The following is a 16330-nucleotide window of genomic DNA, read 5'->3' as shown; positions in this document are numbered from 1 at the left end:
CACTTTAAAAAAACAAACGGTGGTTCAAGCGTCCTCGCTTGGAGCACATAAGCACAAGCGTGGACGCTTACGCTATCTTGGGGGGATACTTGTACTATCGTGGGAGAACTAACTACTAAAATGTAGTTCTTCTTGTTTATTGATACATTTTTTTAGATAAAAAGAACCTTTTTCTTTAATCTTATTTAATAAATCTGGAGTACTATTTTCTAGTAATGATTTTAAATTTTCATTTGACTTTACTATTACAAAGTCTCTCTTAGGCAAATAATATACTAAGGATTTTTTATCTTGAGAAACTAACTCAGCAATATTATTTAATGAACCTATACTCCCTCCATCCCAAATAACAAATCCATAATCTGCTATTTGTGCCATTTCTTTATCCTTTGCCTCATAAAACAATCTACCTTTAGCTTTAACATCTATATACTTAGAATTCCAATTACCTAAATTATTTCGGCAACTATTACCAGAACAATATACTTCAACTGTATGGTATCCCTTCTCTACTAGAAATTGCTGAACAGCTTTATCTACACCATTAGCATCTCCAATAATTATAAGAAAATTATTAGCTAATATATTATTTAGTCTATCCTGAATCTCTATATTTAAAGATTTAACATTCCTAGAACCAGAAATAAAAATAGTACACATAAACTTACCCTCTCTTTGTTTTAGTCATTGCTAATACACAAACAGATTTAGCACCATTTTTTAATAAAATATCAGTCGATGCTGTTAATGTAGCACCACTTCTAAAAAGATCATCTATTAGTAATATATTCTTTCCTTTAATTAAATCATTATTCAAAATCTTAATTGATTTAACTAACAAATCTAATTTTTCATTCCTGTCATTGATATTCTTTAAAGGAATACCCGCTACAGTATCCCTATATAAAGCCTGTAAAAAAGGAACATTAACCCTATTTGATAGTTCCTGTGATATTAATACAACAGGTTGATTTACTCGCTGTTGAGAAAAAGGAGCTGGGATAATGTAATCAAAATAATCCCAACCTGAAAAACCATTTAACAGTAATTCAATGATAAATCCTACTTTGCTAATATCATTTCGATACTTAAGTTGATAAACCAGTTCCCCCATTGCGCTTCGCGAATTATCAAATTTTTCATGGTTATATTCATCATAACCTAGAAATGTACTTTCAACTATATGGTTATCATACGCAAAACCCTGATTCCAATTCCCTTTTAATTCTATTGTCATATATCTAAGCCTCCTAAAAATACTCACAAAAGTATAATCTGACTAATATCACAATTCAAATGCGTTCTTTAAAGCAACCAACACCCTCTTCTCCGACACCTGATACTTCGTCCCCAACTGCTGGGCAAATAAACTCACTCGCAATTCTTCGATCATATAGCGGATCTCCGCTACCTCATCCGAAATCGGTTTGGATTTTGGTAGCTTGGCAAGAAGTTGCTGGTAGGCTTGTTGTACCTGTTCCACGCGTAGCATCGCAGCACGATCGCGATTTACATCTTGAGCCAGTTTATCAATGCGTTTATCTACCGCTTGCAGATAACGCTGTAAATCCGGTAGGCGATCATAACCGCTCTTTTGCACAAAACCTAGATAAATCAGCCCGCTTAATTGCGCCTTAATATCGGAAAATGCAAAGGCCATAGTGAAATCCATTTTGCCTTTTAAACGTTGGTTTAAGGCATGGTTAAGGGATAGGATTTTCTCTACTTTCTGCGCAATATCCACGGTCACTTCGTTAAGGTTTTCTCGCACGAAATCTCGTAATTTTTCAAAGCCTGCTTCATCCCACACAAAACCGCCAAAATCGGCAATCAGTTTATCTACCGCACAAGCGATACAGTCATCAATCAAATCCAACACACGACCGAACGGAGTAAAATACAGACCCAATTTAGCTTTATTCGGTAATTTTTCATGCAGATATTTAATCGGTGACGGTACATTGAGCAACAATAAGCGGCGCAAACCTTGTTGCATTGCTACTGCTTGCTCAAATTCTGTTTCAAACAGTTTGATACCAACCGCATCTTTTTCATCTACAATAGCTGGAAACGCTTTGACGCTAAAACCACGTTGTTTTTGTTCGTAACATTGTGGTAAATCTGCAAAGCTCCAAATATGCAGCCCGCTTTGCTCAATGCCATCATCTGCTACAGCAGAAATGCTTTCTTGCACACGATCTTTTAAGCTAAATTTCAGCTCGTCCAAATTCATGGATTCGGCGATTTTCTTGCCGTTTTCATCCACCACGCGGAACGTCATTTTTAAATGGCTTGGGATTTGTTCCCAATTCCAATGTTCCGCTTCTACGGAGACACCCGTCATGCGGCGCAATTCATAAATCAACGTATCCAACAACGGTTTTTCCAACGGCACGGCACGCCCTAAAAAGGCTTGGGCATAATTAGGTGCAGGTACAAAATTACGACGATAAGATTTCGGCAGCGATTTAATCAACGCAATCACCAATTCTTCACGCAAGCCTGGAATTTGCCAGTCAAAACCCGTCATTTCCACTTGATTGAGCAACGGCAACGGAATATGCACGGTCACCCCGTCCGCATCGCTACCTGGTTCAAATTGATAAGTTAATTTGAGTTTCAAATTACCTTGATGCCAGAAATTCGGAAAATCCAGCTTGCTCACTTGTTCCGCATCATCATTAATCAAGAATGAACGTTCAAAATTAAGCAATTCAGGATCTTTTTGCTGCGCCTTTTTCCACCAGGTATCAAAATGTTTTTGGGAAACTACTTCCGTGCCAATACGCTGATCGTAAAATTCAAAAAGCGTGCGATCATCCACCAAAATATCGCGGCGGCGGCTTTTGTGTTCCAACTCTTCCACTTCTCGAACGAGTCGTTGATTTTCTTTGAAGAATTTATGTTTGGTATTCCAATCCCCTTCCACTAAGGCAGATTGAATAAAGATCTCACGGCTTGCCGTTGGATCAATAGTACCGTAATTCACTGGTCGCCCAGCCACAATCGGCACACCGTAAAGCGTGACTTTTTCATCTGCAATCACGGCGCCACGAGATTTCGACCATCGAGGTTCAGAATAGGATTTTTTTATCAAATGCTCGGCAAGTGGCTCAATCCATTCTGGCTCGATTTCCGCCACCATACGCCCCCAAAGTTTGGAGGTTTCCACTAACTCTGCCGCCATCACCCATTTCGGTTGTTTTTTGAAAAGCACAGAATTGGGGAAAATTGCAAAATGGGCATTACGTGCGCCAAGATATTGTTGTTTCTCCGCTTCTTTTAAACCGATATGAGAAAGCAAACCGCTTAAAAGTGCGGTATGAATTTGCTGATACTCTGCTTTTTCGGAATTAATCGGCAAGCCCATTTCACGGACGGTTAAACGAATTTGATGATAAATATCTTGCCATTCACGAATACGTAAATAATTTAAGAAATCCTTTTGGCATTGGCGACGGAATTGGTTTTTTGTTAATTCTTTTTGCTGTTCTTGCACATAATGCCAAAGATTCAATAACGCCAAGAAATCTGATTTTTTATCGGCAAAACGACGATGTTTTTCATCGGAAGCTTGCTGTTTTTCTTGTGGACGTTCACGTGGATCTTGAATGGATAACGCGGCAACAATAATCATCACTTCATGCAACGCACCTTGTGAGACAGCACTCAACAACATTTTCGCTAAACGTGGATCCACAGGGAGTTGCGATAATTGACGACCTGCAGCCGTTAATTGACGCTTCTCGCCCGCTTTGGTGCGAACAATTTCAAATGCACCTAATTCTTCCAATAGCTTCACGCCATCTTGAATATGGCGTTTATCCGGTGCATCAACAAACGGGAAAGCTTCAATATCATCCAAACCCAATGCCGTCATTTGCAAAATAACGGAGGCTAAGTTAGTGCGCAGGATTTCAGGATCGGTAAACTCCGGACGAGAATTAAAATCCTCTTCCGAATATAAACGAATACAAATCCCTTCACTCACACGACCACAACGACCTTTACGCTGATTAGCAGATGCCTGTGAAATGGGTTCAATCGGTAAACGTTGTACTTTGGTGCGATAGCTATAACGGGAAATTCGCGCAGTACCTGGGTCAATCACATATTTAATGCCTGGCACGGTCAATGAGGTTTCTGCGACGTTGGTCGCCAACACGATGCGATTTAATCCGCTCGGATGGAAAATTTTATTTTGTTCTTGCGCAGAAAGACGTGCAAAGAGCGGTAGAATTTCCGTGTGTTTTAGATTTTGTTTTTGTAAAGCTTCGGCGGTATCACGAATTTCTCGCTCACCGTTCATAAAGATCAAAATATCGCCACGGCCTTCTGCTTGCAGTTCATCCACTGCGTTGAGAATGCCTTGTAGCTGATCTTGATCGTCTTCTTCCACTACGGGACGATAACGCACTTCAACAGGATAGGTTCTGCCCGAGACTTCGATAATCGGGGCATTGTTAAAGTGTTTAGAAAAACGTTCCACATCAATAGTCGCGGATGTGATGATAAGTTTTAAATCACGACGACGTGGCAACAGCTGTTTCAGATAACCGAGAATAAAATCGTTATTTAGGCTACGTTCGTGGGCTTCATCAATAATCAAACAAGAATATTGATTGAGAAAACGATCGTTTTGAATTTCTGCTAGCAGAATCCCGTCAGTCATTAACTTGATTTGGGTGTTGCCGCTAATCTGATCATTAAAACGAACTTTATATCCCACTAAATCTCCAAGTTCCGTTTTCAACTCTTCAGCAATACGCGCCGCCACCGAACGAGCGGCAATACGGCGAGGCTGAGTATGACCAATCATGCCCAAATTGCCGAAACCTAATTCCAAACACATTTTCGGCAATTGGGTGGTTTTACCTGAACCGGTTTCCCCTGCCACCACAATGACCTGATGTTCAGAAAGCAGTTTTTGAATTTCTGCTTTGCGTTGACTAACGGGCAAACTCTCTGGAAAAACAATCGGATTTTGCACCGCACTTTTACGATTTTCTACTCGTAATTGAGCCTGTTCAATCTGTAGCTGGATTTCTGCGGCAACAGCTTGTTGAGCCTCTTGGCTTTTAATTTTTCCAATACCATGAATGCGGGCGGATAAACGGCGTTGATCCACCAACATGATGTCATTTAATTGAGAAAAAAGAGATTGTTGTAAAGGTGTTAATGCGTGTTTTACCGATCTGTTTTTCATAGCGATTTATTTTTGAAACTTCCGTAAGCTAAGCTAATCCATCCGATTAAAAATAACGTTCCGCCAATAGGCGTAATCCACACTATTACATTGCTTGCTCCGAAAGCGAGTGTGTATAAACTTCCACTAAATAATAAGGTTCCAATTAACCAATTGGACATGGATAATCGGGCGAATTTATTGTCACGTAAAGCAGATAATGCAACGGCAAGCACTGCAATAGTATGGAACATTTGATATTTTAAACCCGTATCAATCCATGATAATGCTTTGGCTTCTAATATATGGCTTAAGCCATGAGCTGCAAATGCGCCTAGTGCGACACAGAAGAATCCGTTTAAAGCGGCAAGAGTAAGGTATTTGTTTTTCATTTAAATTTTCCCTAAAAGTAAAGCTAATATACCGGCAGCAATAAGTGGGCCAACGGGAATTCCACCTAAAAATGCTACACCAATAATTGTGCCGATAAGCAAGCCAGTGACTAAAATGGGTTGTTCTCCCATTAAAGGAATACCTTTGCCGGCAAGCCATGTCACAAGCACACCAACGGAAATGGAAAGTGCCATTTTCCAACTAAGAAAACCTGATAAATCAGGCAACTGAATTTTCCCTGAAACTAAGGGGCTTAAAACCCCAATGGTTAAAATAATGATACCAATTTTAACGCCATATTTTTCAAGCAAAGGAATGTGTGAAGATAAAAAAGTTTGCTGCATGATAAGTAATACAGCAGCAGAAATGGTAATTGCGCTGTTGTGACTGAGTAACCCGAGAATAATTAAAATCACCAATAACAAGGCGATTATATTGAATTGTAACGACATACTTAAAAAGTGCGGTGAAAAAATTTTAAGGGGCATTCTATCATGAAAATACATGGAATGACTGTATACGCCATTTATTTAGAAAATTGTATTTAGAATCAACAAGTGTTAATAATTTTCATTTGTCTTTTTTTTTTGTTTATCATACTGGGCGTTTTTATTGAAATTCATTGTTAATGAGGCATCATGTAGTCAGTATGATTTCAATGAAAGCGTTAGTCTATATCTTTATATTAAAGGAAAAGTTATGAAACCAACGTTAAAAACAACCGCATTAGCGATGTGTATTGCACTAAGTTTGACTGCTTGTAAATCTACTTCAAATTTTGCAGATGCTCGTCCAACACCAGTTCAACCAGCAGCAACTCAACCAGCAGAAGCTAAACCAGACGCAACTCAACCAGCAGCAACTCAACCAGCGGCATCTTCATACGATGATCTTAAAAAGCTGTTTTATCGAGCTGTAGTAGATGGTAAATCTAGCGATTTAGTTGATGCAACTTATAAAGGTAAAGTATTTGCAAAAGTTAAGCTTAGTAACACTGACGAGGAAAGATACGCACAAACGACGACAGATGAAGACGGTGATGTTACACTTAATGTTCAAAAAAATTCTTCTGATAAATTTAAAATGTCGGGAACTATCGATAGTAAAACCGTAGGTAGCATTCAGTTGAGAGAAAAAGAGATTATAGAAAATAAAGTGAAAGATGGTCATGTAGATTTTGGGGATGATGCTGACGGTAAGTATTCTGCTACTATTTCAGAAAATGGTGATATAGTTGGACGTGTGGAGTATAATTCTAGACGCGCAATAGAGGATGGTTTTTATCCAAGCTTTGAAGGCAAAGATGGTGCAACAAAATATCTTTTTGGCTATGAAGCCTTTTTTGATGCAACCAAACAACCTAAATAATCGTTATAAAACAATATTTGGCGGATTTTTGTCCGCCATTTTTCAACTTATTGTTTGTTTATAAATATTTACTTAAAGTTACTCATTTTATGAAAAGTATTGCTTTCTTTTTTACTGCACTTTTCCCCGCTCTTGCTTTAGCAGAAACAACGGCACTAGATATTCGTCAAACACCAATTAAAACCGAACTTGAACCACAAATTAATGTCGCCAAACTTGAAAAACGCGAACAAAATTTACCGCCCTTAGGCACAGAGCAAGTCGAACAAATTCAAATTACCCTTGAGCAACTTAAACAAAACCCAGTTTTAACCCACGAATTATTAACTCGTGCCATTTACGCACGCAATCCAGAAATGATAAAAAAATTGCTGGAAATTTACCGCACTTTTCCAAATCGTGACCCGATTATGGAACACTTTGCGGAAGGAAAATTGGCTGCGCTAACGGAAAACTATACTGCAGCCATTGATAAATATCGCGAAATTTTGGCGAAAAATCCAAATTTAAACCCTGTGCGAATTGAACTGGCTATCGCTTTATTCAATCAAAAACAAGATGGGGCTGCTAAAGACCAATTTGAAAAAGCACAAACCGCAGAGGATTTACCGCCTCAAGTTAAGCGTTTAATGGATGCTTATTTAGAGGCTTTAAAAGAACGTGATAGCTGGAATGTGGATTTTTCTTTTAATTATGTGCGTGATACCAATGTCAATAATGTTGGTGAGGGCAAAACGGTCGTATTAAATAATGGTGGCACCTTAACACGTTCGGAATCGATGATGCCACAAACAGCCACGGTTTGGCGTATTCACTCGATATTTCGAGAGATTTTAATTTATGGAGCTCTAATTACCTCACGGTGGGCAATGAGTTTGGGGGAAAGAGCTATTGGGATAATCATGAATTTGATGATATTTCCAACCGCACTTTTATTGGCTATGCACATAAAACCGCGAAGCAAAATTTCCGCATTAAACCTTTTTATGAAAAACGTTGGTATGGCGGCGAAAGTTACCGTTGGTCTAATGGGGCAAGGGTGGAATTTTCTCGCTGGTTAAGTCCAAACTGGCAACTTTTTACGGCGGGAGAGTTTTCAAAACAACGTTATTTAGACAGTACATCACAAAACGGTAATAACAAACTGATTTCCGCAACCTTACTTTGGGCAAGAACACCGAAACAGTTTTTCTATCTCGGTTCTGATTTTATGGCAGAAAGAACGAAGGTTCGTCAATATGGTTCAGACAGTAAAAGCCTACGTTTAGGTTGGGGACAAGAATGGAATTGGGGTATTTCCTCACGTCTCGGCTTATCCATAATGAAACGTGAATTTAAAGATATTGCCAAACTTGGTAATCTCAATTTGTTTTCTTTTGGAAAACGTCGAGAAGATAAAATTTACGGCATAAATTTATCCCTATGGAAACGCGACTGGCATATTTGGGGAATTACACCAAAACTCCAACTAAGCTGGCGTAAACAAGATAGCAATATTCCAGAAATGTATTCTTACACTCAGAAGAATGTGAATATGTTGTTTGAAAAGACATTTTAAGTTAATTAATTGAACTTAGGTTTATCCATTTCTAAAGTGAGCATAATATGAGATATGCTCACTTTTTTATTTAAAGGAAACTAGTTAGAATACAATTATATTCCATTTCATCATTGGAGCTATTAATGTCCCATCTTGCTGATTCAGATCTGATTAAAACCGTAATTTTGCTTGCGTCGAGCGTGACTATTGTGCCGTTATTTAAACGCCTAGGGCTTGGTAGTGTGCTAGGGTATTTAGTGGCTGGTTGTATGATTGGTCCTTCAGTATTCGGTGTTATTCAAGAGCCGGCTTCAGTCGTGCATTTGGCTGAATTGGGTGTCGTGATGTTCTTGTTCATTATTGGGCTTGAAATGCACCCTGAACGGCTTTGGTCTATGAAAAAAGCAATTTTTGGGCGGGGATTATTACAAGTTGGATTGTGTGGTGTTCTGCTTACTTTTGCGGGGATTTATTTACTTGATTTACCGAAAGAAGTGGCGTTTATAGCAGGTATGGGATTTACACTTTCTTCAACCGCGATTGTGATGCAAACGTTAGAAGAACGTTGTATTACCAGTACATCTAAAGGTCAGCGAATTATTTCGACTTTAATTTTTGAAGATATTGCTATTGTGCCATTATTGGCATCAGTGGCGTTTCTTGCGCCTCATTCTGAAGAAAGCACTCATACCGATTGGATGTCAATCGGCATCGCATTAGGGGCGGTAATCGGCTTGATTGTCGCGGGTAAATGGTTAATGAATCCATTATTCCGATTAATTTCTAAAGCACATATTCGAGAGATGATGACAGCGGCGGCTTTATTAGTTGTACTTGGCGCAGCATTAGCCATGGAAATAGGTGGACTTTCAATGGCAATGGGGGCATTTGTAGCAGGCGTTATGCTGTCAGAGTCTTCGTTCCGTCATCAATTAGAAGCGGATATCGAGCCATTTCGAGGTCTATTGCTTGGCCTGTTTTTTATGGGCGTGGGCATGTCATTGGATTTGAGCTTAGTGTTTAATCACTGGTTATTACTACTCGGAATTGTATTCCTTTATATTATTGGTAAAGGACTTTCTGTGTATGTTGTTGCTCGAATTACTCGCTTAGAACATAGGGAAGCAGTGGGAAGAATGTCACTTTTGGCGCATGGTGGTGAATTTGCTTTCGTACTTTTCTCTGCCGCAACAACAGCAGGCGTAATGAGCAACCATGAAAATGCCACTTTTACTGCAGCGGTAATTATTTCCATGTTGTTTTCTCCATTTATTACACAAATTACTCGTAAATTAGCGCAATCTGGAGAGAGAAAATTAGCGACTCAACCAGATACGAGCGATCTGTCGCCTATTGATGATTTAGAAGATAACGTGCTTGTAATTGGTTTTGGCCGCTTTAGCCAGATCGTATGTCAAACATTATTAATCCGAGGCATCAGCGTTTCAGTGATTGATCGTAATATAGAAAATATCCGTGCTGCGGCAAAATTTGGTTTTAAAGTCTATTATGGTGATGGTATTCGTTTGGATGTACTTTACGCCGCGGGAATTGAAAAAGCTAAATGTGTGGTGATTGGTATTAATGATACAGATCGCATTGAAACGATTGTGAGCCAACTTAAAGGGGCTTATCCAAACTTGCCGATTTTAACCCGCACTTATGATAGAAAAACGACGGTGAGCCTAATTAAGCAAGATGTGGATTTTATTGTGCGTGAAACTTTTGAATCCGCCATTGCACTTAGCCAAGCAACACTAATGAAACTTGGCATTGATAAGATTGAGGCTGATGAAGTTATTAAAGAAGTACGAGCATTGGATCAAGAACGTCTAAATGAGGAAGTTCTACATGGTTTTTCTAATGAAATCTTAAAAAAATATTGGACGCCAAAACCATTTATTAAACCTCATGTAGATGCTCAAGCGCTAAATGATGAAACAGCAGGAATATTGATTGAGGAATCTGAAGAAACGTCAAATAATAATTCTTAAAATTCTTTCAATACATTTCAACTAAAAAAGGAAGCAAATTGCTTCCTTTTTGTTTTGAGTTGGTTTGAATTAAAATGGTTGTTTCTATTTTATAGTAAAATGTAAATCATAAAGTTATTTAAAATCAAATAATTAGGTTTTAGTCATTCACTTTTTACACAATGTGCTTGCTATGAGATACCAAATTGACAATGTTTATCTATAAAATCCTTGAAAGAAGGAAAAGCTGGTCGATTATAGTAGTTTAATTTGTTTTATTCCACTTCCATCCCTTTTCCTAATATCTTTTAATTTCGATAATTCATCCATCAATCTTGATACCTTCTATATACTTATCATTATAAAAACATTAAAAATGCTTGTTGAAAAATGTGTTAGTATATAAAAATCTATATTTTTATAAATAAGGGTAATTTAGTGTGGTCAGATACTGAATCTAAAGAAGACTATCTCAATTTTGGTGAGGTATCCCAAATTGTTACTGAAATATTGGAATCTGAGGCTATGCTACCAGTTTCAATAGGTATTTTTGGTAACTGGGGAGCAGGTAAGTCCTCTTTGTTAAATTTGATTGAGCAACAAATCAAGCCTGATGAGTGGATTATAATTAAATTTGATGCTTGGCTCTATCAGGGATTTGATGATGCCAGAGCGGCGCTTTTGGAAACTATTGCAAGCCATTTGATTCAGGCCGCCAAAGATGAAGAAACCATCTTGAAAAAATCCAAAAACTTATTTGCGAGAATTAATGGTTTGCGTTTGCTTGGTTTAATGGCCGAAGGAGCTGCGTTGGCTGCAGGAGTGCCAACTTTTGGCTTAATTTCCAAAACATTTGAAACAGCAAAAGAATCATTGGATGGTGTTCAAAATGAAACAGAAAGTAAGCAAATTGTAGAAGTAGGGAAAAATCTTGTTGATTCAGGGAAAAATCTTATCAAGCCAAAAGAGAAACAAACACCACCACAACAAATAGATGAGTTTAGAAAAGAATATAGCGAAATATTACAGGATTTAGGTAAAAAGCTGGTTATTGTAATTGATAATCTTGACCGTTGTCTGCCTGCTAATGCTATTCAGACATTGGAGGCGATTCGTTTATTTTTGTTTTTAAATCGGACGGCATTCATTATCGCGGCCGACGAGGAAATGATTCGCCATTCAGTTGCGGAGCATTACAAAGATTTGTCGTATCGTCATCAAATTGATTATTTGGATAAGCTCATACAGATTCCTATTCGTGTACCCAAAGCAGGTGTGCTTGAAATTCGTGCGTATTTATATATGCTGTACGCCATTCATCAAAAAGTACCAACCGGAAAATTAGCAAGCTTACGCCAATTTTTAGAAACTCATTTGCAACAATCTTGGAAAAGTCAATCTTTAAATCCAGAAGAAGTGGCCAAAACTATTGAAGAGCAACACAATCAAGCTCTATTGTCAGATTTTGAACGCGCAAACAGAGTAGCGCCTTTATTAGCAAATTCACCTAATATTCACGGTAATCCTAGAATTGTAAAACGCATTTTAAATACCATTAAAATGCGTACCAAAATCGCAAACAAGCGTCAAATGTCATTAGATGAAGCGATTATTACCAAGTTGGTTATTTTTGAGCGATGCGTGGATTCTGATGTGGTAACAAAATTTTATCAGAGTATCAATGAAGAAGATGGTAACTCTGAATTATTAAAAGGGCTTGAAAAGAACAATGAGCAAAATTTATCAATGCTCTCCGAAAATAAATCCATTCAAACATTTATCAAAGAATGGGTAAAATTAGAGCCAAAATTATCTGATGTTAATTTACGAGCAGCAATTTATTTATCTAGAGAAACCATTCCGCTAAATACTTACACTGCTCAACTTTCTCAAAAAGCCCAAGATGTTTTAAGTATTTTACTTGTAACTAAATCAAGAACAGGCTCACAAAATACTCAGAACGCTATTCAGGGATTAACAATTGATGAACAAATCTCCGTTATGGAAGCATTGATTGAACAATTAAGAAAACTGGATAATTGGGATAAAAGCCCAGATGGTTTTATGGGGGCTTGTTTGCTAGCGGCAAATTCAGAAGACGGTGCAAAAATTTTAACTCGCTTTATTGCTGAATTGAAAAATAAAGACATTAACTATCCGTGGTTGAACAAAAGATTAAAAAGTGAAACTTGGTACAAGGAGTAAGCAATGGGTACTTCACAATCTAGCGTAGGGCCAAATGGTCGTTCGCCTCTATTGCCCTCTTGGGTTGATGATAGTCAGACATCGTTACAAACACCAGACCCACAGAGATTAAAGGGATTGCGTCAAGCAATCGGTAGGGCTGTACGAAGCGGTGGGCGTGATGATGTCCGTAAAGCACTTGGGCATTATGCACGAAAAGCCAGTGGTGGTAAGCATATAGCTGTCCAAAAATTGGGGAAAATTACCCAAGCAGGCTCGGGTTTATTTGGTATTTTTTCAGGCAGCCAGCAGCAACAATATTCGGTTAATTTACATAGTTTAAATGGTCAGCCTTGCGATGAAGCCATCAACCAAATTACCGAACTTTTGGCTGGTCATCACGGTGATTCAGACAAAATTCGTTCTGCAATGAATATTGCTTTATCAGAAGCATTGGAAGGAATGACAACTTTTGATGAAAATAGCATTACCACTGAAGTCATTGGTAAAATGATGATTTGTTATTTAACCGAAAGTATTTTTCTGCAAATTGTACACGATGCTGGTAAGGCGTGGAATAAAGGTGGCGATCTTGTTCAAATTTCAAATGTTGAAAATGATTTGAGACAATTAGTTCATGAGGTGGTGGATATTACGCTTGCCCCTAAATTTACGGATGATGTTTGTCAGTTAACAACCGAACAAATGCAAGAAATTCAAAACCAAGTTATTTTGGAAATTTGGGAAGAATGGGAGAATTATTGATGAATCAATTATTTTTTCACCACGATATTGAGCAATTAAAAAATTTGCCTAATGGTGTTTTACCTATTCGTCTTTATGGTATGGGTGATAAAAGTCTACAAATCGCTCATATTGGTAATATGGTTTTGGATAGAGTAAGAAGATTAGGTGTTGAACTCAATAATCAAGTAATGGATTTTCTAACTATTGCAATGGCAGTTACAGCAGCAGATACTTTTATTTTGCGAAAAGATACTGCAAATGGCTGGTGTCGTTCCTTTTCTATCACGTTACCATTGTGCCAGCCAGATATTTGGCAAGCAAACAAAGTTCATTTAGAACAGATTTTACACTTTTTAAGTGGTGATATTTGGCAATTTGATTTTCAGGCAGGCGGACAGTTACCGCCACAGCCCTATAAATTAAGTGGCAGAACCAAATTGGTAGATCTAAGAAATAAGGACTGTGTTTGTTTATTTTCAGGTGGGTTAGATTCAGCAATTGGGGTAGTTGATTTATTGGAGTTGGGGCATTCACCAGTTTTAGTTAGTCATTCTTATAAAGGTGATAAATCACGCCAGCAAGCTATTATTCAGCAACTTAACCGAAATGGTTATATTAATCAATTTTCCCAATTTAATGCGATTGCACAACCTCATTCAAATAATGGAAAAAGCACTGAAATCACAATGCGAACTAGAAGTTTAAATTTTTTGGCATTTGCCATTGTATCAGCTTATGCATTACAGGAAGTCGCGCAAAAAAAGATTGATATTTTAGTTCCTGAAAATGGGGTAATTTCAATCAATGCACCTTTAACAGTACGCAGAGTAGGCACTTTAAGTACCCGTACCACTCACCCTTATTTTATCCAAGAAATACAAAAATTTCTCACTGCGGTCAATATTCCTTTCACTTTAAGAAATCCTTATCAATTTAAAACCAAAGGGCAAATGATAGCAGAATGCAAAAATTTACCATTATTAAAGCAAATTATCCCTGATACTGTTTCGTGTAGCCATTGGAAACGCAAAAATCAACAATGCGGGGTTTGTGTTCCATGTCTGATTCGTAGAGCGTCATTGCATTATGCTGGTATTACCAATGATGCCCAATATGAATTTAATGACATTCGGCAAATTTTAATAAATCAGGACAGAAGAGATGATTTATTTGCTTTAATAAGTGCTATTCGTCAAAAAAATCATCGCAACATCAATCAATGGGTTTTACAAAGTGGTTCACTACCCACTCAACAATTAAATCAGTTTGCAAATGTTTTTATAAATGGGTTGGATGAAGTGGAGCAACTTTTAATAGAGAACCAAATATTATGATGGATATGCATTGCCATTTGGATTTATATACTAATCCACAATACGTTGCAAAACGATGTAAAGATGAAAATATTTATGTCTTATCTGTTACAACTACACCAAAAGCGTGGTGTGGAACAAGTTCATTAGCAAAAGATTGTCCTCGTATTCGTACCGCCTTAGGATTGCATCCCCAACTAGCTCATGAACGTTGGCAAGAATTGGAATTGTTTGATGCATTATTAAACCAAACTCGCTATGTGGGTGAAATTGGTTTGGATGGCGGAAAAGAGTTTAAAATACATTGGGAAACACAATTAAAGGTCTTTCGCCATATTTTAAGAAGCTCAGCAAAATCTGGCGGAAAAATCTTAAGTATACATTCTAGGATGAGTGCAAATGCTGTACTAGATGAATTAAGTCAAGTAAATGATAACCTGCCAATCCTTCATTGGTTTTCAGGCACAAAGCAACAGTTAAAACGAGCGATTGAAATGGGCTGCTATTTTTCTGTAGGCCCCGCAATGTTAAGTAGTAAAAAGGGGGATGATTTAGCTCAACTTATGCCAATAGAAAAAATATTAATTGAAACTGATGGACCTTTTGGGAATTTTAAAACACAAGCTTTATTCCCTTGGAATGCTGATATTGCCATTGCAATATTGGCAGATATGTGGAGGATGAATATTTCAGAAGCTGAAAGTATGCTGAGACAAAATCTCTTTAGCTTAGTTTCAAAACATATATAAACCATAAGCTTACCTCAAAATTATCAATTACTTCCAATAACTCAAATTCCTTATAATATCTCTACCTACAATCTCAACTCAAACCATTATCCTAATGGTTTGAGTTATTTAATTATAGCCAGACTTTCGTCTGGCTATAATAAACGTAAAAAGAGAAACCTTGTTTTATAAGGTTTCTCTCTGGTTATTATGATGTATTTTTACATAATTTATGTATATGGAATTCAAAACGGGATATCGTCATCGAATCCGTCCATTGGTGGCTCAGCCTGTGGTGCAGCTTGTTGTGGCGCTGGACGAGATGATTGGTAACTACCACTATTGTTAGTTTGACGAGCTTGGTAAGAGGGTTGTGGTGCAGCTCCCATATCACTAGGATAACCACCTGTGTTTTGATTGCGCGCACCAAGCATTTGCATTACATCACCTTGAATTTCTGTGGTGTAACGATCTTGACCATTTTGATCTTGCCATTTACGGGTACGTAAACGACCTTCCACATATACTTGAGAGCCTTTGCGTAAATATTCACCACAAATCTCCGCTTGACGACGATAGAATACAATACGGTGCCACTCTGTTACTTCACGGCGCTCGCCAGTATTGCGGTCGTTCCAGCTTTCACTCGTTGCTACGCTAATATTTGCTACAGCATCGCCATTTGGCATGGTACGAATTTCAGGATCATTGCCTAGATGACCCACAATAATGACTTTATTAACTCCAGCCATAAAAAAACCTCATTTTTTATCTAAAAAAGTGCGGTTATTTTGCCTGAAATTTTTCAAAAGATCTATATATTTTAACTGGATATTTGCACAGATATTAAAATATGCGATAATGATCGCAGAATTTAAACTTATTTCATCCTTTTGAGT

At 37.7% G+C, this 16330-nt stretch carries 12 protein-coding genes and 1 pseudogene; 7 read left to right on the top strand and 6 right to left on the bottom strand.

The window, feature by feature from the left end:
* Positions 1-108: 108 nt before the first annotated feature.
* Genes DV428_RS09325 through DV428_RS09305 form a run of 5 tightly spaced genes read right to left on the bottom strand, consistent with a single transcriptional unit; the run spans position 109 to position 6030 of the window.
* The gene (locus DV428_RS09325; RefSeq protein WP_114909527.1) at positions 109-660 is read right to left on the bottom strand and encodes a hypothetical protein; all 552 of its coding nucleotides are present in this window, start codon (positions 658-660) and stop codon (positions 109-111) included.
* 4 nt (positions 661-664) lie between these two features.
* Complete coding sequence (locus DV428_RS09320) at positions 665-1237, bottom strand: ComF family protein (protein ID WP_114909526.1); 573 nt, start codon at positions 1235-1237, stop codon at positions 665-667.
* Between the two features lie 48 nt (positions 1238-1285).
* The gene (gene hrpA, locus DV428_RS09315) at positions 1286-5206 is read right to left on the bottom strand and encodes an ATP-dependent RNA helicase HrpA (RefSeq protein WP_114909525.1); all 3921 of its coding nucleotides are present in this window, start codon (positions 5204-5206) and stop codon (positions 1286-1288) included.
* On the bottom strand, positions 5203-5577 hold the full coding sequence (locus tag DV428_RS09310; protein WP_114909524.1) for a DUF423 domain-containing protein: 375 nt from the start codon (positions 5575-5577) through the stop codon (positions 5203-5205). Before DV428_RS09310 ends, hrpA begins: the two co-directional genes overlap by 4 nt.
* Positions 5578-6030, bottom strand: a complete 453-nt coding sequence (locus tag DV428_RS09305) for a DUF441 domain-containing protein (protein ID WP_114909604.1) — start codon at positions 6028-6030, stop codon at positions 5578-5580.
* 247 nt (positions 6031-6277) lie between these two features.
* Between DV428_RS09305 and DV428_RS09300 the strand changes: the two genes are divergently transcribed.
* The 7 genes and pseudogenes from DV428_RS09300 to qatD all read left to right on the top strand — a co-directional run bounded on the left by DV428_RS09300 (position 6278) and on the right by qatD (position 15452).
* A complete protein-coding gene (locus DV428_RS09300) occupies positions 6278-6946 on the top strand; it encodes a hypothetical protein (RefSeq protein WP_114909523.1) in 669 nt (222 codons plus the stop codon).
* Between the two features lie 89 nt (positions 6947-7035).
* A pseudogene (locus DV428_RS09855) lies at positions 7036-8504 on the top strand (surface lipoprotein assembly modifier).
* Between the two features lie 125 nt (positions 8505-8629).
* Positions 8630-10480, top strand: coding sequence for a monovalent cation:proton antiporter-2 (CPA2) family protein (locus DV428_RS09290; protein ID WP_114909522.1), 1851 nt, complete (start codon positions 8630-8632; stop codon positions 10478-10480).
* 417 nt (positions 10481-10897) lie between these two features.
* Positions 10898-12664 (top strand): KAP family P-loop NTPase fold protein, encoded by a 1767-nt coding sequence (locus tag DV428_RS09285; RefSeq protein WP_114909521.1) that lies wholly within the window; start codon positions 10898-10900, stop codon positions 12662-12664.
* Between the two features lie 3 nt (positions 12665-12667).
* Positions 12668-13408 carry a hypothetical protein gene (locus DV428_RS09280; RefSeq protein ID WP_114909520.1) on the top strand — a complete coding sequence of 247 codons (741 nt, stop codon included), beginning with the start codon at positions 12668-12670 and terminating at the stop codon, positions 13406-13408.
* Complete coding sequence (gene qatC, locus DV428_RS09275) at positions 13408-14724, top strand: Qat anti-phage system QueC-like protein QatC (RefSeq protein ID WP_114909519.1); 1317 nt, start codon at positions 13408-13410, stop codon at positions 14722-14724. The genes DV428_RS09280 and qatC overlap by 1 nt, the downstream gene beginning before the upstream one ends.
* Entirely contained in the window at positions 14721-15452 is a 732-nt protein-coding gene (qatD, locus tag DV428_RS09270; RefSeq protein ID WP_046938950.1) for a Qat anti-phage system TatD family nuclease QatD, read from the top strand. Before qatC ends, qatD begins: the two co-directional genes overlap by 4 nt.
* Before the next feature lie 224 nt (positions 15453-15676).
* On the opposite strand, the gene DV428_RS09265 is transcribed toward qatD, so the two are convergent.
* Positions 15677-16183, bottom strand: a complete 507-nt coding sequence (locus DV428_RS09265) for a single-stranded DNA-binding protein (RefSeq protein ID WP_114909518.1) — start codon at positions 16181-16183, stop codon at positions 15677-15679.
* Between the last annotated feature and the right edge of the window lie 147 nt (positions 16184-16330).

Origin of the sequence: Haemophilus haemolyticus (assembly GCF_003352385.1) — a bacterium.
Classification (GTDB): Bacteria; Pseudomonadota; Gammaproteobacteria; order Enterobacterales; family Pasteurellaceae; genus Haemophilus; species Haemophilus haemolyticus_I.
This window is presented reverse-complemented; position numbering and strand designations above follow the sequence as displayed.

What these genes read in the sequence shown, in the direction of transcription:
- DV428_RS09325 (WP_114909527.1), bottom strand. Translation starts at nt 660, where the DNA reads ATGTGTACTATTTTTATTTCTGGTTCTAGGAATGTTAAATCTTTAAAT.
- DV428_RS09320 (WP_114909526.1), bottom strand. Translation starts at nt 1,237, where the DNA reads ATGACAATAGAATTAAAAGGGAATTGGAATCAGGGTTTTGCGTATGAT.
- hrpA (WP_114909525.1), bottom strand. Translation starts at nt 5,206, where the DNA reads ATGAAAAACAGATCGGTAAAACACGCATTAACACCTTTACAACAATCT.
- DV428_RS09310 (WP_114909524.1), bottom strand. Translation starts at nt 5,577, where the DNA reads ATGAAAAACAAATACCTTACTCTTGCCGCTTTAAACGGATTCTTCTGT.
- DV428_RS09305 (WP_114909604.1), bottom strand. Translation starts at nt 6,030, where the DNA reads ATGTCGTTACAATTCAATATAATCGCCTTGTTATTGGTGATTTTAATT.
- DV428_RS09300 (WP_114909523.1), top strand. Translation starts at nt 6,278, where the DNA reads ATGAAACCAACGTTAAAAACAACCGCATTAGCGATGTGTATTGCACTA.
- DV428_RS09290 (WP_114909522.1), top strand. Translation starts at nt 8,630, where the DNA reads ATGTCCCATCTTGCTGATTCAGATCTGATTAAAACCGTAATTTTGCTT.
- DV428_RS09280 (WP_114909520.1), top strand. Translation starts at nt 12,668, where the DNA reads ATGGGTACTTCACAATCTAGCGTAGGGCCAAATGGTCGTTCGCCTCTA.
- qatC (WP_114909519.1), top strand. Translation starts at nt 13,408, where the DNA reads ATGAATCAATTATTTTTTCACCACGATATTGAGCAATTAAAAAATTTG.
- qatD (WP_046938950.1), top strand. Translation starts at nt 14,721, where the DNA reads ATGATGGATATGCATTGCCATTTGGATTTATATACTAATCCACAATAC.
- DV428_RS09265 (WP_114909518.1), bottom strand. Translation starts at nt 16,183, where the DNA reads ATGGCTGGAGTTAATAAAGTCATTATTGTGGGTCATCTAGGCAATGAT.